The organism is Gemmatimonadaceae bacterium, from assembly GCA_035633115.1.
Taxonomy (GTDB): Bacteria; Gemmatimonadota; Gemmatimonadetes; order Gemmatimonadales; family Gemmatimonadaceae; genus UBA4720.
This window is the reverse complement of sequence record DASQFN010000114.1, coordinates 40,850-57,132: the sequence shown is the minus strand read 5'-3', so window position 1 is coordinate 57,132 and position 16,283 is coordinate 40,850. Positions and strand designations below refer to the sequence as shown.

The window sequence follows — 16,283 nt, the reverse complement described above, 5'->3', positions numbered from 1 at the left end:
CAGAAAGCCTCGATGATAGATACATACAAAAAACTCGCCGCGCGGCTGAATCAATCCCAGCTCAAGCGAGACGAGCCACTTGCTCCATACACCACCTTCCGCATCGGTGGTCCAGCAGATCTACTGTACAATGCCACGGCTGCAGATGATTTGGCAATTGCCGTGCAATCTTCTCGTGAGCTTGGCGTCCCATATTTCGTGCTGGGACTTGGAGCAAACATTCTGATCGGCGACGGCGGGTTTCGAGGTCTCGTCATTCGCAATACGTCGAACCGGTTCGAGTTCTCGGATGCCGGCAAGCTCACAGTTGAGAGCGGAGCTGTCGTCGGCGAAATCATTCCGAAGGCCGTCGAGCGGGGCTGGTCGGGGCTCGAGCATTACGTCGGAATTCCCAGCACCATCGGCGGTGCCGTCTGGCAAAACCTGCACTTTCTCGAGCCGGAGCCGGAACGCAAGCGCACGATGTTCATCGCGGACGTGTTCGACTCGGCCGTGATTCTGTCGGAGGAGGGAGAGCGCCGGATCGTCGACCGTGATTACATGAAGTTTGGATACGATACGAGCATCCTCCACAGTCGACGGGACATTGTCCTTACGGCGATCTTCCAGCTTCAGCCCGGTGATACTGCAGCGATGCATCGCATCATGCAGGAGAACCTGAGCTGGCGCGGAAGCAGGCATCCGTGGCTGCAGTTCCATCCGAGCGCCGGATCGATCTTCAAGAAGATCGAGGGAGTCGGGGCGGGGAGGCTGGTGGACCAGTGCGGCCTGAAAGGCTTTCGGCACGGTGATGCGCAGATCTCTCATATCCACGCAAACATCATGGTCAACCTCGGCAAGGCAACGGCGAAGGACGTTCGCGAGCTCATCATGATCGCGCAGCAGGCTGTAGAAAAGAAATTCGATCTCCACCTCGAGCCGGAGATCAGCTTCATAGGAGAGTTCAGCTAGTAGTCGCGCGAGGCTGCGTCTGTGGCCTCTGCCCAGACCTCCAGCGCTCGATCGAGCTCGGCTTTCAATCCCTCGAGCTCTGCTCCAAGCTTCGAGGAGCGAAGTGTGCCCTCTCGCGTAAGGTAAAGCCCAGGATCGGAAAGCTCCGCCGAGATCGTCGCAACTTTCGACTCAAGTGAGGTGACTGTGGCTTCGGCAAGGTCAGCTCGCGCTTTTGCTTCCCGACCTGCCTTCCTCGTATCCGTACGTCCGTCGCGTGCTCGCGCAGTTTTCTTTTTTTCCTGGATACGCCGTAGTGACAGCTCTTCGGAAGCGTTCACCGCCGCCGCGTGTGCACGCTGCTCGCTGACAGTCTCCCACTCGGCGAAACTGCCGCCAAAATCGATTACACGACGATTGTGAATGACCCAGACCCGCGTCACCAGCGAGCGGAGCAGGGCTCGGTCGTGGCTGACGAGGATTACTGTTCCATCGAAATACTCGATCGCATCTTCGAGTGCCTCGATCGATTCGACGTCGAGATGATTGGTCGGTTCGTCGAGTATCAGCAGGTTTGCACCGGAAAGAACCATCATCGCGAGCGCTACTCGCGCTTTCTCACCCCCGGAAAGAGTTGCCGGAATTCTTTGCGCATCGTCTCCGGAAAATCCAAACCGCCCGAGGTGGCCTTGCACATGACGGCGCTCCCATCCTGGACGAAATCCGGCAATGATGTCGTAGAGTGTTTGATCGAGCGGCACCTGACTCAGATCCTGCCGGTAGTACGCGGCGACGATCGAATTCCCGAGCCGCAGCTCGCCGGCCTCGGGCTCACACGTTCCGACCAGTGTTTTCAGGAGCGTCGACTTCCCCGTTCCATTGGGACCGAGTAGTCCGAGACGCTCACCGCGCCGAATCTCTCCGGAGAAACCCTCGATGAGATTTCGTCCCGGGACACGGATGGAAACCCCCTTTGCAACAACAGCTTGATCTCCTCCCCGGCTTTGCGACTCGAACCGCAGGCCCATCACACCTTCTGATCCCGGTGGAGGGCTCAGGCGGGGGAGCCGTGCCAGAAGCTTGCGTCGACCCTTTGCCTGCTTTGAGTTTTGACCGGCAATGTTGCGCCGGATATAGTCCTCCCGGTTCTCGATCTGTCGCCGCTGCTTGTCGAACGCGTGCTCCTGCGCGTCACGCCGCTGCTGTCGCTGCTCGATGAATGACTCGTAAGTTGCCGCGTACGGTATTGCCGTATCTGCCTCGAGGTGCAGCACGTGATCTACGACGCTCGACAGAAACGCACGATCGTGGCTCACAATGAGAAAGGTCTTGTCGCTTCCTTCTATGAACCCCTCGAGCCACGCGATAGTATCGAGGTCGAGGTGATTGGTAGGCTCGTCCAGCAGCAGTATTTCCGCGCCGCTGATGAGCTGTCGCGCAAGTCCGAGACGGCCCAGCTCTCCGCCACTCAGCTCTGTGATCCGACGCGTGCGCGCCGCGTCGGGATCGAACCCGAGGCCATGCAGTATCGCGTCGACTCGCGGAGCAAGCTCGTAGCCGCCCTCTCGTTGAAATCGCTCGAGGTCACGATCATATCGCGCCAGAACCTCAGGCGTCGACGATTCACCCAGCTCTCCGATGAGCTTGCTTTGGTCTTCGAGCGACTTCTCGAGCTTCAGCAGATCGGCACGACCACCCGCTGCTCCCTCCCAGATGGATACGGCATCATCGAAATCCCGGTGCTGCTCGAGCATCGCGACCCGGATTCCCGGCTGCCTCGCCACCTGCCCTGATGTCGGCTCCATCTGGCCCTTGAGAATTCGCAGGAGCGTGGTCTTTCCCGACCCGTTGCGTCCTACCACTCCCCATTTTTCCCCCTGCGAAACAGTGAAGCTGACATTTCGAAAGAGGGTGGTCGCCCCGAACTGGACTCCCAGGTCCGACGCGGAGATCTGGGTCAAGCTCTGATTGCCGCTTCACAGGCGGCGAGGCAGCCTTCCAGGGTCGCCGGTGAATGGTCACCCATGTGTCCGATCCGGAATGTGTCGGACTTCAGCTTGCCATAGCCGGTTGCCACCCGGATTCCACGCTCCGCGACCCTTCGCAGGAATTCGGCGGCGGAAGATTCCTTTGGAAGCCGGATCGCGGAGACTGTCGGCGACCGGAACTCCAGCTGAACGATGTTGTTCAGGTCAATGTGCGAGTCGCGACATTTGTCGAGCCACTGGCTGGTCATCTCCGACATCGTCGTATGTCGTTTCCAGCGGTTCTCTATACCCTCCTGCCGGATTGCTTCAAGCTGAACGTCGAGCGCATACATGAGGGAAAGGGCAGGGGTCGTTGGCACTTGCCCGCGAGTCGCAAAGTCGTCCATCTCAACCAGGTCGAAATAGACACCGCGGCCTTCTGAGCTCCTCGCAGACTCGATGAAGCCGGCGGATGCAGTCGAGAAGGCCAACCCGGGTGGGAGAGCGAGTGCCTTCTGCGAGCCTGTTAGAACGTAATCTAATTGCCACTCCTTGGTCCGCACCTCGGCGCCCCCGAGCCCGCTCACGCTGTCAACGAGGCAAGTGACCCCGTGCGAATGTGCCAAGTCTGAAAGGGCGCGAATATCGTTCAGAGCTCCCGTGGAGGTCTCGGAGTGCACAACGGTAACGGCAGCGTACCTCGTTTTGGTCAGGTAAGTCTCTAACCCTACTACTTCGTGCACTGAGCCCCATTTGACCTCGTACCGGCCTACATGCCGTCCGCACATTTCCGCGATATGGGCAAACCGCTCGGAGAACGCTCCGTTAACGAGAGAGAGTATCGGGCCCGGCGGGGAGCATCTTATCCCAGCTTCCATCATTCCTGTTGCCGAGGAGGCCGACACGTAAACCGGCCGGTCCGTCTGGAATACGTATCCGAGTCCGGCCTGCAGTCGCGCGAACAGCTCTTCGAACGCAGAGCTTCGGTGGGGAATCATCGGCCTGGTCATGGCGACCAGAACTTCCTGCCTGACTTCGGTCGGGCCGGGGGCGAAGAACGTCCCAAACCGGTTTGGCGTATCCGTCATCGTTCCATCCATTTCTTCCACGTGATCTCGTTATCCCCGATCGAAACCTGATTGGAGCTTCGTACCAGCGGCATTCTCAGCAGCAAGGGCTCTTCGGCGAGCTTTTCGATCCAGCTCTCGTCGGACATGCGAGAGTGGCGTAACCCAAGTTCCTGATATCGCTTCGATTTCTGATCAATCATCGCGGTAATTCCAAATTTCTGGACGAACCTGCGAAGCTCGCCTTTGGAGGCTGGTCGCTCCATCAAATCCACGAAGTGTGTCCGCACACGCCGCTCTGCAAAAAACCGGAGTGCCTTGCGTGTCTCCGCGCTCTTTCGGACCCCGAAGATCTGGACCTCCATAGATTGCGGGCTTATCACCCGTTGATGTTAATCATGCCCGCCTTTCCTATCATCTCCGTTTCGAGAGTCGCTGTCACGCGATGAGCAAGTATTCACCCGCCTGGTGGCTCCCTGGCGCGCACGCTCAGACAATGTGGGGTAAGCTCTTTCGACGTGAGGCGGCGCAGCCCACCGAGCGGATTCGCTGGAACACGCCGGACGGGGATTTCGTCGATCTGCATCGCCTCCCGTCAGCCGAGCGCGAAGCGCCACGGCTGTTGATCCTGCACGGCCTCGAGGGAACGATTCGCTCTCACTACGCGCAGGGGTTGCTCAGCGAGGCGCGAAGAAGGCAGTGGGCGGCCGACATGCTGACCTTCCGGTCGTGCGGCGATGAGCTGAACGTCACCAGACGGTTCTATCACTCCGGTGAGACGACCGACCTGTCGTTCGTGGTCGACCGTATTCTGAGCGAATCGCCCGCTCAGCCGCTGCTTATCGCCGGTGTTTCACTTGGCGGTAATGTGCTCCTCAAATATCTCGGCGAGAAAAACGGCGCCGTTTCGCCACGGCTCAAAGCAGCGGCGGGGATTTCAGTGCCCTTCGACCTGGCCCGCTCATCACGGCACATCAATCGCGGATTCGCCAAAGTATACCAGCGACACTTCATTCGATCGCTCAAGCGGAAGACCATCGCCAAGCTCGAGCGTTTTCCTGACCTCGTCGATAGAGAACAGCTGTCTCGCATCCGTACCATGCACGAGTTCGACGAATTCCTCACCAGCCCGCTGCACGGCTTTTCCGGCGCAGACGACTATTACGCCCGGTCGAGCTCGCTGGGATGGCTCCATCGAATTAGTGTGCCTACGCTACTATTTAATGCCGTCGATGATCCGTTCCTGCCCCCGAACGTGCTGGAGGACGTCCAGAAGGTCGCCGCGCTGAATCCCGCGCTTGAAGTCGATTTTCCGGCCCACGGTGGACACGCCGGCTTTATTGCCGGAAGCAATCCGTTACGACCTTTTTATTATGCCGAACGACGGGTTTGTGAGTTTCTTGCCAGCAAGCTGGCGTAAAGAATAGCATTGTCGAGCTTACCGACTCCTCGCCGAGGTCATTATGCCCGATACGGACCCCCCACCCTTGACGGCACTTTACACGACTTCCTGCGGCAGCAGTCGGGCGCGAATGGCGCGAACCTGATCGCCCACTCAGAAGGCATGGCCGGCAACGATCGCCTGGTTCAAGCGCTATCTCGAAGGATAGGAGATGATGAAGGATAGGAGATGATGGCGAGGGTTTTCTTTCTGGCGACGTTCGTCGCGGGCCTCGGTCTCGCCGTCTACTCGATGCTACATGGCGTCGAGCGCTCACGCACAGCACGCCGCAGCGCTCGAGCGCCGGGAAAGCCGAGTCGAAAACCCCCGTCAGCGATCTTCAATGCACCGACAGGCTCGACGTTCGGGATCGTGCTCGGAGCTATCGGCTATCTCCTTGTCACACGAAGCACTGTTGGGCTGGGGACAATCTTCGCCATCAGCCTGACACTCGCGGCGGCGGCTACTGCAGGGGTGATCGTGCTGATGTCAAAGTGGGCTTTGCCGTATTCCGGACTCGAATCATTCGACGAGCTCATACAGGGACAACTCGCGCGAGTTACAAGATCGATCTCGCCCTCGGGAACCGGTGAAATCAGTTTCGAAGCAGACGGTGTACGGCATACATTCGCCGCACAGAGCATTCAAGGATCCGAGATTTCGTATGACACGGAAGTCGTCATTGATACCGTCGAAAACGGCGTGGCGAGAGTCGAGCCCTGGTCCGCCGTCGAGGCACGACTCTGACGTCTTTGACACAAAGCATGTTCTACATGACGTAGACGTGCAGCCAGTCCGGCCAGTTCCCACTCAGCTCGAAAAAATCATCGAAATAGATCAGTCCGACTCCTTCCAGATAGTCGACGACAGGGCCGACCATGTCGTCCGACGGTAGCGGGCCGATTACGACGAGATTTCCTTCGACCCGAAATTCCTTGTCCGTGAGATTGAAGCGGCCATCGAGCTCCGCGCGGATGATTCCCGCTCTCTCATATGAATCCTTCCTGATCAGAACTGCCGGTCGTCCGGCATCGACTGTGACTGGCACTCATCACTCCGGTTAGTTCGACGGAAAGGGCCGCTTGATTCCGCTACCTTTCAATCTCTATGCCTCCTCGACAGCGCATCCAGTCGGTTGAAGACGAGTTCGATGTCGTCGTTATTGGCGGCGGCCATGCCGGCACAGAGGCGGCGGTAGCAGCGGCGCGTCTCGGCGCGAGAGTTGGCCTGGTGACCAGCGCGCTGGAGACAATCGGTCAGATGTCCTGCAATCCCGCAATTGGCGGGGTCGCAAAGAGCACTGTCGTCCGTGAAGTCGACGCTCTTGGAGGAATAATGGGCCGGGCGACGGATCTCGCAACCTTGCAATTCCGCATGCTGAATCGCAGCAAGGGTCCGGCTGTCTGGGCGCCACGCGCTCAATGCGACCGGGGGCTTTATCGACGAGCGGTTCGACAGCTCCTCGAAGAGCATATGAACCTGCAGACGATTCAGGGGACCGTTGCAAGACTCCTGCTGTCCGACGATTCCGCGAAAGTGCTGGGCGTCGAGACTCTGGAGGGGCGCCTTTTCGGCGCAGGCGCCGTCGTCATTACCGCCGGTACATTCCTTCGTGGACGGATGCATATCGGAACGAAAACCCGCCTTTCCGGCGGACGCGCAGGTGAATCAGCGACCGTCGATCTCGCTGAGCAGCTCGATTCAGCCGGTCTTGTCGTCGAGAGGTTCAAGACGGGAACCCCGCCGCGAATAGACGGCAGGTCCGTCGACTATTCGACGCTGGTGCGACAGGAGAGTGAGATCGAAGATTTCGATTACTCCTGGTCGCATTTCTGGAAAGATTCTCGTCGCACCGCGAACCATGTTCGTCATCCCGATCAGCTGCCCTGCTGGATCACGTTTCTCGGTTCCGACGGCAAGGCAATTATCGAGAAGAACATCGAAAGCTCCGCGATGTATGGAGGCGCGATTTTGTCTCGAGGTCCGCGCTATTGCCCATCGGTTGAAGACAAGGTCGTCAAGTTTCCTCACGCCGAGAGGCACCAGATCTTTCTCGAGCCGGAGGGACATGATACGACCGAGCTGTACGTCAACGGTCTTTCCACGTCCCTGCCTGCCGGCGTCCAACTGGACATTCTGAGATCCATCCCGGGGCTCGAGTCGGTGAAAATGACCCGAGCGGGCTATGCGATCGAATACGACTACTATCCTCCGACACAGCTCGATTCCTCGCTTCAGGTGAAATCTGTTCGAGGATTGTTTTTCGCCGGACAAGTGAACGGCACGACCGGTTATGAGGAAGCAGCCGGCCAGGGTGTTATTGCCGGACTGAATGCCGCCTTGCTCGTCGCAGGTCGGGAGCCGCTGATTCTCGGCCGAGAGTCCTCGTATATCGGAGTGCTCGTAGACGATCTGGTGACGCGCGGAGTCGACGAGCCGTACCGGCTGTTCACGTCTCGTTCAGAGTTCCGTTTGACCGTGCGACAAGACAACGCATTGCGTCGCCTTGGTCCGATCGGTTTGTCCCTTGGGTTGTATTCCGACCAGGAGCAATCGACGATCGTCAATCGAATCACGGAAGAGGATTACATAAGAACTTTCGCGGAGAGATCCAGCATCACTCCCGCCGCGGCTGAGCCGCTTCTTACTGCGGCAGGAAGTTCACAGCTGTTGCATTCCGTGAAAGTCGTTGAGCTCGCACGAAGACATGGATTGAAGCTCTCTGATTTGTTGAGCGCCGCAGGCATGGAGCACCAGCCATCGAGCGACGCCGTGTTGACCACAGAGCTGGAGATCAAATACGCGGGCTACTTCGAGCGTGAGCGAGCTCAGGCAGATCGACTGCGGCAGATGGGCGGCTTCGGGCTGGCGGCTGATCTGCCCTATGAGGAGATGAAGTCTCTGTCATTCGAGGCTCGTCAGAAGCTTTCCTCGGTGCGACCGAGGACGCTGGCGCAAGCCGCGAGTATTCCCGGGGTGAGCCCCAGTGATTTGCAGAACCTGGTGATCGAGGTCGAGAGGGGGCGAATAAAGGCTCTGCGAGAGGGTGAGGCTGTGCAAGAAAGTGGGCCGGATTCGTCTAATGGGTTTCGCACACTAACTGAAACGAGGGGACAATGAGATTAGCCTATCTGCCCGTATTTATAACGATTATACCGACATGATCGGCTCAGCAACCAGCCAGCAACGCGCCATTTGAGACACCACCGCAGATTATCACCTCAGCACGGGGCGAGGTCCGCGTCGATCCAGATCGCGCAACCATTCAGATCAGCGTTCAAACACGGGCTGCGACTGCCGCGGCTGCGGCCAGTCAAAACGCCGCCAAGCAGAAGGCCGTCTTCGACGCACTCCGCGCTTTAGGGCTGGCATCAGATCAGCTCTCGACCATCAATTACAACGTGTATCCCGAACAGAGATATGAGCCAAACCGGGAGCCGGTTGTCATCGGCTACAACGTGACGAACACTTTGCTGGTTGAGGTCAAAAACCTGAGCCAAGTCGGACCAGTCATCGACGCTGCGTTGTCCAAGGGCGCCAACATGATCACGTCGCTTCAGTTTTACGCTTCGAACACAGACGGCGCGCGTCGTACAGCAATAGCCAGCGCGATCCAGAAAGCTCGCCTTGATGCTGAAGCCGCTGCCCACGCCGCCGGCGGTTCTTTGGCTGGATTACTCGAGGTTTCCATCGGCACTCATTACGCGCCACCTCCTCGCCCATTAGCAATGGCACGCGGTCAGGTAGCGGCAGCTGCCGAGCAAACTCCCATAAATCCGGGCGAACAGACGCTTTCCGTAGATGTGACAACACGATGGAGATTCAAATAGCCAAAGTGGTGTGTCACGTGAAAACTCAGCCGACCATGCGTGGGTTGCTGGGCACCCGATGCCCGAAAATGCGCTGAATCGATTTTTCACGTGACACATTGCTCCGGCAGAGGCTATCAGTCATCTCTCCTCTCGAATACATTTTCCCGATCTTAATTCTTCCGGAAGCGAGTGGGTAGAGTCATTGCTGTCGCCAACCAAAAAGGCGGTGTAGGAAAGACAACCACGGTTGTTAACCTGGCCGCAAGCCTCGCAGTCGCAGAGCAACACGTTCTCCTCATAGATGGAGACCCCCAGGGGAATGCCACCAGTGGTATGGGCCTCCTTTCGACCCAGATCCCACGAACGCTTTATGACGTTCTCATCGGCAATACGCCAATCGCCGAAGCTAGGCGTAGAGACATCGCGCTCAAAGGGTTGGATGTTGTGCCGGCAACGCCAGATCTCGCTGGCGCTGAAGTCGAGCTAATCGACCTCCCGCATCGCGAAAGTGTCGCTCGCGAGGCGATTCGTCCACTCGCGCACGAATACGACTTCATTCTTATCGATTGCCCACCGTCGCTCGGGCTGTTGACGCTCAACATGCTTACTGCGGCCGATACCGTTCTCATTCCCCTTCAGTGCGAGTATTACGCACTCGAGGGACTTTCCCAGCTACTCAATACGGTCCACCGCATTCAACAGGGGGCAAATCCGGAGCTCTCGATAGCCGGCGTGCTCCTCACTATGTATGACTCGAGGCTCAACCTGTCTCGCCAGGTTGCTGACGACGCACGCGACTATTTTGGCCCTAAGGTTTTCGCCAGTGTGATTCCGCGGAATGTTCGCCTCGCTGAAGCCCCAAGCTTTGGCAAGCCGATTGTTCTGTACGACATTGGATCGGTCGGAGCCAAGTCATACATGAGTGTTGCCAGAGAATTGATGGAACGTAATGCCAGAGGAGAAACGGACGATGCCTCCTGAAAAACTCCCGAGACGACTGGGGCGAGGGCTCGATGCATTGTTCAACGCGAGTCCCGCTCCTACACAAGCCGAGCCCGAGACAGCGCTACGAGAGATTCCCATCAAGGATATCCGGCGGAATCCCTTCCAGCCCAGAAAGGACTTTGCCCCACAGCAGCTGAAGGAGCTGCGGGAGAGCCTGAGCACCTCCGGGCTCCTTCAGCCCCTCACCGTACGACGCTCGGCTTCCGGTGGCGAATCGTATGAGCTCATCGCAGGCGAGAGACGGCTGCGTGCGGCAACCGACCTGGGCTGGACAACCATCAGCGCAGTGGTCAAGGAAATCGACGATCGCGAATTACTTGCGCTTGCTCTAATCGAAAACCTGCAACGAACCGACCTGAATCCCATTGAAGAGGCAGAAGGGTACGACCGCCTCATCAAGGAATTCGGCCACACCCAACAGACGATTGGATCGATGGTCGGTAGAGACAGATCGACGATAGCCAACATGCTCAGGATTCTTCAGTTGCCGGCATCGGTACGACAAATGGTAAGAGACGGAGCCCTCACGGTCGGTCACGTCCGGCCATTGCTCGGATTGAATGAGAAGACGAGGATCGTCGAGTTAGCGAACGAAATCGTTGCGAAAGGCTTGAGCGCCCGGGACATCGAGCAACGCGTACGCGAATCAACGGACGCTGGTCCTACAATTCCGGGACAACGGAAACGTGGCCGTCCGAAAAAGGTAGATTCAAGATCAGCCGACGTCCGAAACCTCGAAGAGCGCCTGCGACGCCACCTACAAACAGATGTTTCAATCAGCCAGACCACCCCTGATAAAGGCTTCATCAAGATCGCGTTCCATTCTGCCGAAGACATGGAAAGGCTCACTGATATCATTGGGTTAACAGAGAATCCACAATAATTTCCCAGTGTTTAATCCATTGCCGCGCAAAGACTTATGACCCGCAAGTCACTCGGCCAAAACAACTTTTGCACAAAGGCCCTTCTCTGCGCAGCCCTCGCGGTTACTGCGTGCTCCAGTGATCGAAGTGGCAGCACTGCAAGCTCCGACTTCAAGGTCGCTCTTCTTACACCAGGACCGATCAGTGATCAGTCGTGGAACGGTGGAGCCTACGAGGGCCTCATGTGGATCCGCGATACACTGGGCGCCAAAGTCAGCCACATCCAAACGCGGACACCAGCCGAGTTCGACGAAAACTTCCGCCAGTACGGCGCGCAGGGATATGACCTCGTATTCGGACACGGCTTTGAGTTCCAGGATGCTGCACTGAGAGCCGGCCCTCAGTTTCCACGCACCGTTTACATCACGACATCGGGTACCAGCACCGCAAAAAATGTTGCGGGGATCGAATTTGCCTTCGAGGAAGCATCGTACCTCGCCGGAATGATCGCAGGCGCGATGACAAAGACAGGAACCATCGGAATGATTGGCGGAACAGAGCTTCCTCCTGTGCGGAGGAGTTTTGCAGCGTTCGCCCTAGGCGCACGTTCCATGAACCGGAACGTGAAGACGCTCACCTCGTATGTCGGAAACTGGGACGATGTCAGCGCAGGCAAGGAACAGGCACTCGCCCAGATTTCACGAAATGCCGACATCATCTTCCAGAATGCCGACGCGGCAGGACTTGGTGTGTTTCAAGCAGCGAAGGGAGCGAAGGACGTACGCGTCATTGGCTCGAACTCCGATCAAAACAACATTGCGCCTGAAGTAACTCTCGGCAGCGTGGTAATCGATCTTCCTCGCGCGTTCCTCACTGTAGCACGTGAGGTGAAGGACGGAAAGTTTGCGCCACGCGTCATCTCACTCGGGCTACACGACAACATCGTGAAGCTAGTGATCAATCCCCAGCTCGAGTCAACGATCCCGCAAGTAGTCCGGCATCAGGTCGACTCTACGCACAAGGCACTCGATGGTCGACTTGAGAGCGCATCAGCGAGACAATGAGCCCAAAGCCGCTCTCTCAAATTGTAGAATTTCTGGATGGAATTCTGCTCACATCAACGACACCCGACTATCCAACGGCTTTCAATGGCTTGCAGCTCTCCAACAAAGGCGCGGTCAGTAAAGTCGCAGCAGCAGTCGATTTCTCGGCGCAGGCGATCAAAGCCGCCATTGCCGAAGAGGCAGACTTGCTGATCGTTCATCATGGAATGTTCTGGGCTGGCGTGCAGCCTCTTGTGGGAAGACACTACACAAACCTCCGGGACCTTCTCGACGCTGATCTCGCGGTGTACTCATCTCATCTTCCGCTGGACCGACATCCCCAGCTCGGGAACAACGTACTCATGGCAAAGGCTTTCGGTCTCGAGCCCTCGGAAGAGTTTGGACGTTTCAAGGACATCTTCATCGGACTTCAGGGTGTTAGCGACACTCCTACCTCTGCACTAATCGAACGAGCACAGCTCTTTTCGCGAGCGAGTGGAGGAGAAGCGATCGCAACTTCGGGAACAGGTGGGGAGCACAGAACGCGACGGTGGGCGATTTGCACCGGTTCAGGAGCGTCGGCCGAAACTCTTGCAGAAGCAGCACAACATGATATAGACACGCTGATCGTCGGCGAAGGCCCGCACTGGACGGCAGTAGAGGCAAGAGAACGCGGCATTACTATCATCTATCTCGGTCACTATGCGTCTGAGACTCTAGGTGTACAGGCGCTGGCTGCTGAAGTGGGTCGTCGCTTCGATCTGACGTGGACCAACATTGCCGCACCAACGGGGCTCTGAGCTCATTGGCGAACGAAGGCACACTCCTTTCCGCTCATCCACCACCTGCGCTGGAAATGCGCGGGATCACGAAACATTTCGGAAATCTCGAAGCACTCTCCGCTGTCTCGTTCACGCTGCGCCGCGGCAGCTTACACGCCTTGCTTGGCGAGAACGGAGCAGGGAAGACAACGCTCATGCGGATTGCTTTCGGGATGATCTCGCCGGATACCGGTGATGTTCAAGTCGGGGGGATTTCACGGAGAATTCACTCGCCACGGGATGCGATCACACTCGGTATCGGCATGGTGCACCAGCATTTCATGCTTGTACCGGAAATGACAGTCGCAGAGAACATCGAGCTTGGTGGACGTGGACGCTTTGACACACGCGCGTCAGCAAAAAAACTCCAGCTGCTGGAAGAAATGACGGGATTAGCGGTCGACCCGTCAGCAACGATCAGCTCTCTTGGCATTCCCGCTCAGCAGCGCGTCGAGATTATCAAAGCCCTTGCAAATAACGCAGAGGTGCTGATACTCGATGAGCCTACGGCAGTTCTGGCGCCGGCCGAATCAGAGGATCTTCTCGCACGAATCCGCGAGCTCGTGCTCCACGGTACGAGCGTGGTGCTCATCACTCATAAGCTTCGCGATGCCCGCCAGTATGCAGACGATGTTTCCGTTCTTCGAGACGGCCGAATGGTGCTGACGGGACGCATGTCAGATTTTTCGGAGCAGCAGCTGGCTGCACAGATGCTCGGCCGTGAGCCCCAGACTAGCGTGACACAGGCACGTGAAAACATTTCACCTGCCGGCGAGAGCGTAATCAGCCTTCGCGGGGTTGACCTCATCGACTCGTCCGGTGTGCGCCGGTTAGAGAGCGTGAATCTCGAAGTGGGAGCCAGCGAAATTGTCGGGATTGCTGCACTTGAGGGAAGTGCAGCCTGGCTGCTTCGAATTCTCGCAGGGCGATTCACTCCTACGCAGGGCAGACGCGTCCTTCCAGAACGAATAGGATACATCGCCGAGGACCGGCGACACGACGGTCTGGTGTCCACGTTCACTCTTTACGAGAACGTGGGCTTGAAGGACATCGGCAAGCGCAAAGGCAGAATGCGGTGGTCAGCGATAAAGCAGCAGACCTTGTCACTGCTCAAGCGTTTCGATGTGCGCACGAGCGGGATAGACATGCGCGCTCAGAATCTCTCCGGAGGAAATCAGCAGAAGCTGGTGCTCGCCAGAGAGCTCGATGACAGCCCAAATGCCATCATAGCCGAAAACCCGACGAGAGGTCTGGACATCAACGCGTCGTCGATGATCCATGAGCATCTGAGGCGGGCACGCGACGCCGGTTGCGCCGTGGTGTTCTACTCGAGTGACATCGATGAGCTCGTTGATCTTGCCGATCGAGTCGTAGTGCTCCGCGAAGGGACATTGGTACAGGTGCCGCTCGAGCCGGGAGCGATTGGCAATGCGCTTCTCGCGAGTCGCAACGGCTGACAGATGAGCGAGTTGGCTGCTTTTGCTCTTCTAGGAGATGTGCTCGTCCGGGCAACACCTCTTATTCTCGCGGGATTGGCTGTCGCGGTGGCATTCCAGGGTGGTGTGCTCAATATCGGCGCCGAAGGACAGTTGTTGATTGGCGCTTGTACATCAACAGCTGTCAGCCTGAAGCTGGGAAGCTCTCTCGGGCCGGTCGCGATTGTCGTTGCCCTGATCATCGGCATGCTGGCGGGCGCTTTGTGGGCTGCAATTGCCGCCGAGCTGACAAATCGGTTCCACGTTCTCGAAGTCATAAGCACAATCATGCTGAACTTCGTTGCGCTCTACCTGATTTCCTTTCTTGTCCGCGGCCCGCTTCAGGAACCGACGAAGATCTATCCGCAGACATCAACGATTGCTCCGTCCGCCCAGCTTCCGGTCATTCTCGAAGGCACAAGACTCCACATTGGATTCATTCTGGCCATTGCCGCAGGACTGCTTGCGTGGTGGGGCGTTCGCAACACTGCAGCGGGCTTCAGGCTCAGACTGACCGGGGCAAATCCGCGTGCAGCGCGAATTGCCGGCATGATCAATGTTGAGCGAACAACACGGAATGTTTTTCTGATCAGCGGCGCGCTGGCCGGCCTTGCAGGAGCAATCGAGGTACACGGCGTTACGTTTGCGCTTTATGAAAACATCTCACCGGGCTACGGCTATACAGCGATAGCGGTAGCACTACTCGCCGGGTTGAACCCAGCCTGGGTGATCGCATCTGGCATCCTTTTCGGCGCTCTGGAGGCCGGGGCGAGCGCCCTGCAGCGGGATGCAGGTGTACCCTCTACCCTCGTTTGGGTGGTCGAGGCCGCCGTCATTCTCATTGTCCTTGGAACCGAGAGTTACCGCTCACGCCGGTCCCGTCGGTTTGTCGCGCCCGAGTTGGCTCCTGCACAAGGCGCCTCGTGATGGAAACGATTGCGCCCTTCCTCGAAGGCACCGTCCGGACCGCAACGCCACTAGCATTTGCAGCATTGGGCGAGACGATTGTGGAGCGGTCCGGTGTAATCAACATCGGGCTCGAAGGGTCGCTGATCTGCGGTGCGCTTGGTGGTCTCGTTGCGGCCGGCTATGGAAGCACCTGGGTCGGTTTTACAATCGCCGGGATTTCAGGCGCGGCAATCGCGCTGGTTTTTGCAATTTTCGTCACCACATTGCGATCGAATCAGATCATAACGGGCACAGCAATCACGCTTCTCGCATTAGGACTGACGGGAACTCTTTATCGACAGGTGTACGGCTCAGCGGGAGCAGCTCTGCAGATCTCGACAATGCAGCCGATGTCGATTCCGATACTGTCATCCATTCCACTGATCGGACAAGCGCTGTTTGCCCAGCCTCCCATCACTTACGTCCTGTACTTTCTCATCCCGCTGGCTTGGTGGTGGCTATACAGAACCCACTCGGGACTGGCTCTCCGGGCTGTTGGCGAAAACCCAGAGGCCGCAATTGCAGCCGGAGTTTCTGCATCACGTTTCCAGCTTGGGGCAATTCTGTTCGGCGGATTCATGGGAGGAGTCGCCGGTGGCGTTCTAGTGATCGCGCAGGTTGGCACATTTGCCGAGGGAATGTCAGCCGGTCGCGGATTCATTGCGATTGCAATCGTGGTTCTCGGACGCTGGCACCCCATTGGCGTCGCGATCGCAGCGTTGATTTTCGGGGCGGCAAGCGCCCTACAGTACTTGTTCCAGTCGATGGGCTGGGGCTTACCCTACCAGCTCTTCCTGGCTCTCCCATATCTGCTCACGTTACTCGTGCTGGCCGGAGTGACTGGACGAGTGAGAGCTCCCGCAAGCCTCGGGAAATGGGAGATCGATTAGATCGAAGGCACGTAAATAGAC

Annotated in this window: 16 protein-coding genes; 12 read left to right on the top strand and 4 right to left on the bottom strand. The window is 57.7% G+C overall.

Features of this window, described 5'->3' with window-relative positions; all coding sequences use genetic code 11:
- Positions 1 to 12 precede the first annotated feature (12 nt).
- Positions 13 to 951: a UDP-N-acetylmuramate dehydrogenase gene (gene murB, locus VES88_16825; GenBank protein ID HYN83145.1), complete on the top strand. Its 939-nt coding sequence runs from the start codon at positions 13 to 15 to the stop codon at positions 949 to 951.
- Here the strand turns inward: murB and VES88_16820 are convergent.
- Genes VES88_16820 through VES88_16810 form a run of 3 tightly spaced genes read right to left on the bottom strand, consistent with a single transcriptional unit; the run spans position 948 to position 4,329 of the window.
- Positions 948 to 2,891 (bottom strand): ABC-F family ATP-binding cassette domain-containing protein, encoded by a 1,944-nt coding sequence (locus VES88_16820; protein HYN83144.1) that lies wholly within the window; start codon positions 2,889 to 2,891, stop codon positions 948 to 950. The genes murB and VES88_16820 overlap by 4 nt on opposite strands.
- Complete coding sequence (locus tag VES88_16815) at positions 2,888 to 3,985, bottom strand: alanine--glyoxylate aminotransferase family protein (protein HYN83143.1); 1,098 nt, start codon at positions 3,983 to 3,985, stop codon at positions 2,888 to 2,890. Before VES88_16815 ends, VES88_16820 begins: the two co-directional genes overlap by 4 nt.
- A complete protein-coding gene (locus tag VES88_16810) occupies positions 3,982 to 4,329 on the bottom strand; it encodes an ArsC/Spx/MgsR family protein (GenBank protein HYN83142.1) in 348 nt (115 codons plus the stop codon). Before VES88_16810 ends, VES88_16815 begins: the two co-directional genes overlap by 4 nt.
- 80 nt (positions 4,330 to 4,409) lie before the next feature.
- Between VES88_16810 and VES88_16805 the strand changes: the two genes are divergently transcribed.
- Together VES88_16805 and VES88_16800 are read left to right on the top strand one after the other, a co-directional pair.
- Positions 4,410 to 5,384 (top strand): hydrolase, encoded by a 975-nt coding sequence (locus VES88_16805; protein HYN83141.1) that lies wholly within the window; start codon positions 4,410 to 4,412, stop codon positions 5,382 to 5,384.
- A 210-nt stretch (positions 5,385 to 5,594) separates the two neighbouring features.
- Positions 5,595 to 6,152 carry a hypothetical protein gene (locus VES88_16800; GenBank protein ID HYN83140.1) on the top strand — a complete coding sequence of 186 codons (558 nt, stop codon included), beginning with the start codon at positions 5,595 to 5,597 and terminating at the stop codon, positions 6,150 to 6,152.
- Positions 6,153 to 6,174: 22 nt separating this feature from the next.
- Here the strand turns inward: VES88_16800 and VES88_16795 are convergent, their stop codons facing one another.
- Positions 6,175 to 6,453 carry a hypothetical protein gene (locus VES88_16795; protein ID HYN83139.1) on the bottom strand — a complete coding sequence of 93 codons (279 nt, stop codon included), beginning with the start codon at positions 6,451 to 6,453 and terminating at the stop codon, positions 6,175 to 6,177.
- Positions 6,454 to 6,512: 59 nt separating this feature from the next.
- On the opposite strand from VES88_16795, the gene mnmG reads away from it, so the two are divergent.
- The 9 genes from mnmG to VES88_16750 all read left to right on the top strand — a co-directional run bounded on the left by mnmG (position 6,513) and on the right by VES88_16750 (position 16,262).
- A complete protein-coding gene (gene mnmG, locus VES88_16790) occupies positions 6,513 to 8,525 on the top strand; it encodes a tRNA uridine-5-carboxymethylaminomethyl(34) synthesis enzyme MnmG (GenBank protein HYN83138.1) in 2,013 nt (670 codons plus the stop codon).
- Between the two features lie 92 nt (positions 8,526 to 8,617).
- Entirely contained in the window at positions 8,618 to 9,235 is a 618-nt protein-coding gene (locus VES88_16785; protein ID HYN83137.1) for an SIMPL domain-containing protein, read from the top strand.
- Positions 9,236 to 9,406: 171 nt separating this feature from the next.
- On the top strand, positions 9,407 to 10,198 hold the full coding sequence (locus VES88_16780; protein HYN83136.1) for an AAA family ATPase: 792 nt from the start codon (positions 9,407 to 9,409) through the stop codon (positions 10,196 to 10,198).
- Positions 10,167 to 11,105, top strand: coding sequence for a ParB/RepB/Spo0J family partition protein (locus VES88_16775; GenBank protein ID HYN83135.1), 939 nt, complete (start codon positions 10,167 to 10,169; stop codon positions 11,103 to 11,105). The genes VES88_16780 and VES88_16775 overlap by 32 nt, the downstream gene beginning before the upstream one ends.
- Before the next feature lie 36 nt (positions 11,106 to 11,141).
- Positions 11,142 to 12,149, top strand: coding sequence for a BMP family protein (locus VES88_16770; GenBank protein HYN83134.1), 1,008 nt, complete (start codon positions 11,142 to 11,144; stop codon positions 12,147 to 12,149).
- Complete coding sequence (locus tag VES88_16765; protein HYN83133.1) at positions 12,146 to 12,928, top strand: Nif3-like dinuclear metal center hexameric protein; 783 nt, start codon at positions 12,146 to 12,148, stop codon at positions 12,926 to 12,928. The genes VES88_16770 and VES88_16765 overlap by 4 nt, the downstream gene beginning before the upstream one ends.
- A 56-nt stretch (positions 12,929 to 12,984) precedes the next feature.
- On the top strand, positions 12,985 to 14,406 hold the full coding sequence (locus tag VES88_16760) for an ATP-binding cassette domain-containing protein (protein HYN83132.1): 1,422 nt from the start codon (positions 12,985 to 12,987) through the stop codon (positions 14,404 to 14,406).
- 3 nt (positions 14,407 to 14,409) lie between these two features.
- Complete coding sequence (locus tag VES88_16755; protein HYN83131.1) at positions 14,410 to 15,351, top strand: ABC transporter permease; 942 nt, start codon at positions 14,410 to 14,412, stop codon at positions 15,349 to 15,351.
- Positions 15,351 to 16,262: an ABC transporter permease gene (locus tag VES88_16750; GenBank protein HYN83130.1), complete on the top strand. Its 912-nt coding sequence runs from the start codon at positions 15,351 to 15,353 to the stop codon at positions 16,260 to 16,262. The genes VES88_16755 and VES88_16750 overlap by 1 nt, the downstream gene beginning before the upstream one ends.
- Positions 16,263 to 16,283: the final 21 nt, after the last annotated feature.

Excerpts from the sequence above, each read along its gene's own strand:
- murB (HYN83145.1), top strand. The coding sequence starts at position 13 with ATGATAGATACATACAAAAAACTCGCCGCGCGGCTGAATCAATCCCAG.
- VES88_16815 (HYN83143.1), bottom strand. The coding sequence starts at position 3,985 with ATGACGGATACGCCAAACCGGTTTGGGACGTTCTTCGCCCCCGGCCCG.
- VES88_16810 (HYN83142.1), bottom strand. The coding sequence starts at position 4,329 with ATGGAGGTCCAGATCTTCGGGGTCCGAAAGAGCGCGGAGACACGCAAG.
- VES88_16805 (HYN83141.1), top strand. The coding sequence starts at position 4,410 with ATGAGCAAGTATTCACCCGCCTGGTGGCTCCCTGGCGCGCACGCTCAG.
- VES88_16800 (HYN83140.1), top strand. The coding sequence starts at position 5,595 with ATGATGGCGAGGGTTTTCTTTCTGGCGACGTTCGTCGCGGGCCTCGGT.
- mnmG (HYN83138.1), top strand. The coding sequence starts at position 6,513 with ATGCCTCCTCGACAGCGCATCCAGTCGGTTGAAGACGAGTTCGATGTC.
- VES88_16775 (HYN83135.1), top strand. The coding sequence starts at position 10,167 with ATGCCAGAGGAGAAACGGACGATGCCTCCTGAAAAACTCCCGAGACGA.
- VES88_16770 (HYN83134.1), top strand. The coding sequence starts at position 11,142 with ATGACCCGCAAGTCACTCGGCCAAAACAACTTTTGCACAAAGGCCCTT.
- VES88_16765 (HYN83133.1), top strand. The coding sequence starts at position 12,146 with ATGAGCCCAAAGCCGCTCTCTCAAATTGTAGAATTTCTGGATGGAATT.
- VES88_16760 (HYN83132.1), top strand. The coding sequence starts at position 12,985 with ATGCGCGGGATCACGAAACATTTCGGAAATCTCGAAGCACTCTCCGCT.
- VES88_16755 (HYN83131.1), top strand. The coding sequence starts at position 14,410 with ATGAGCGAGTTGGCTGCTTTTGCTCTTCTAGGAGATGTGCTCGTCCGG.
- VES88_16750 (HYN83130.1), top strand. The coding sequence starts at position 15,351 with ATGGAAACGATTGCGCCCTTCCTCGAAGGCACCGTCCGGACCGCAACG.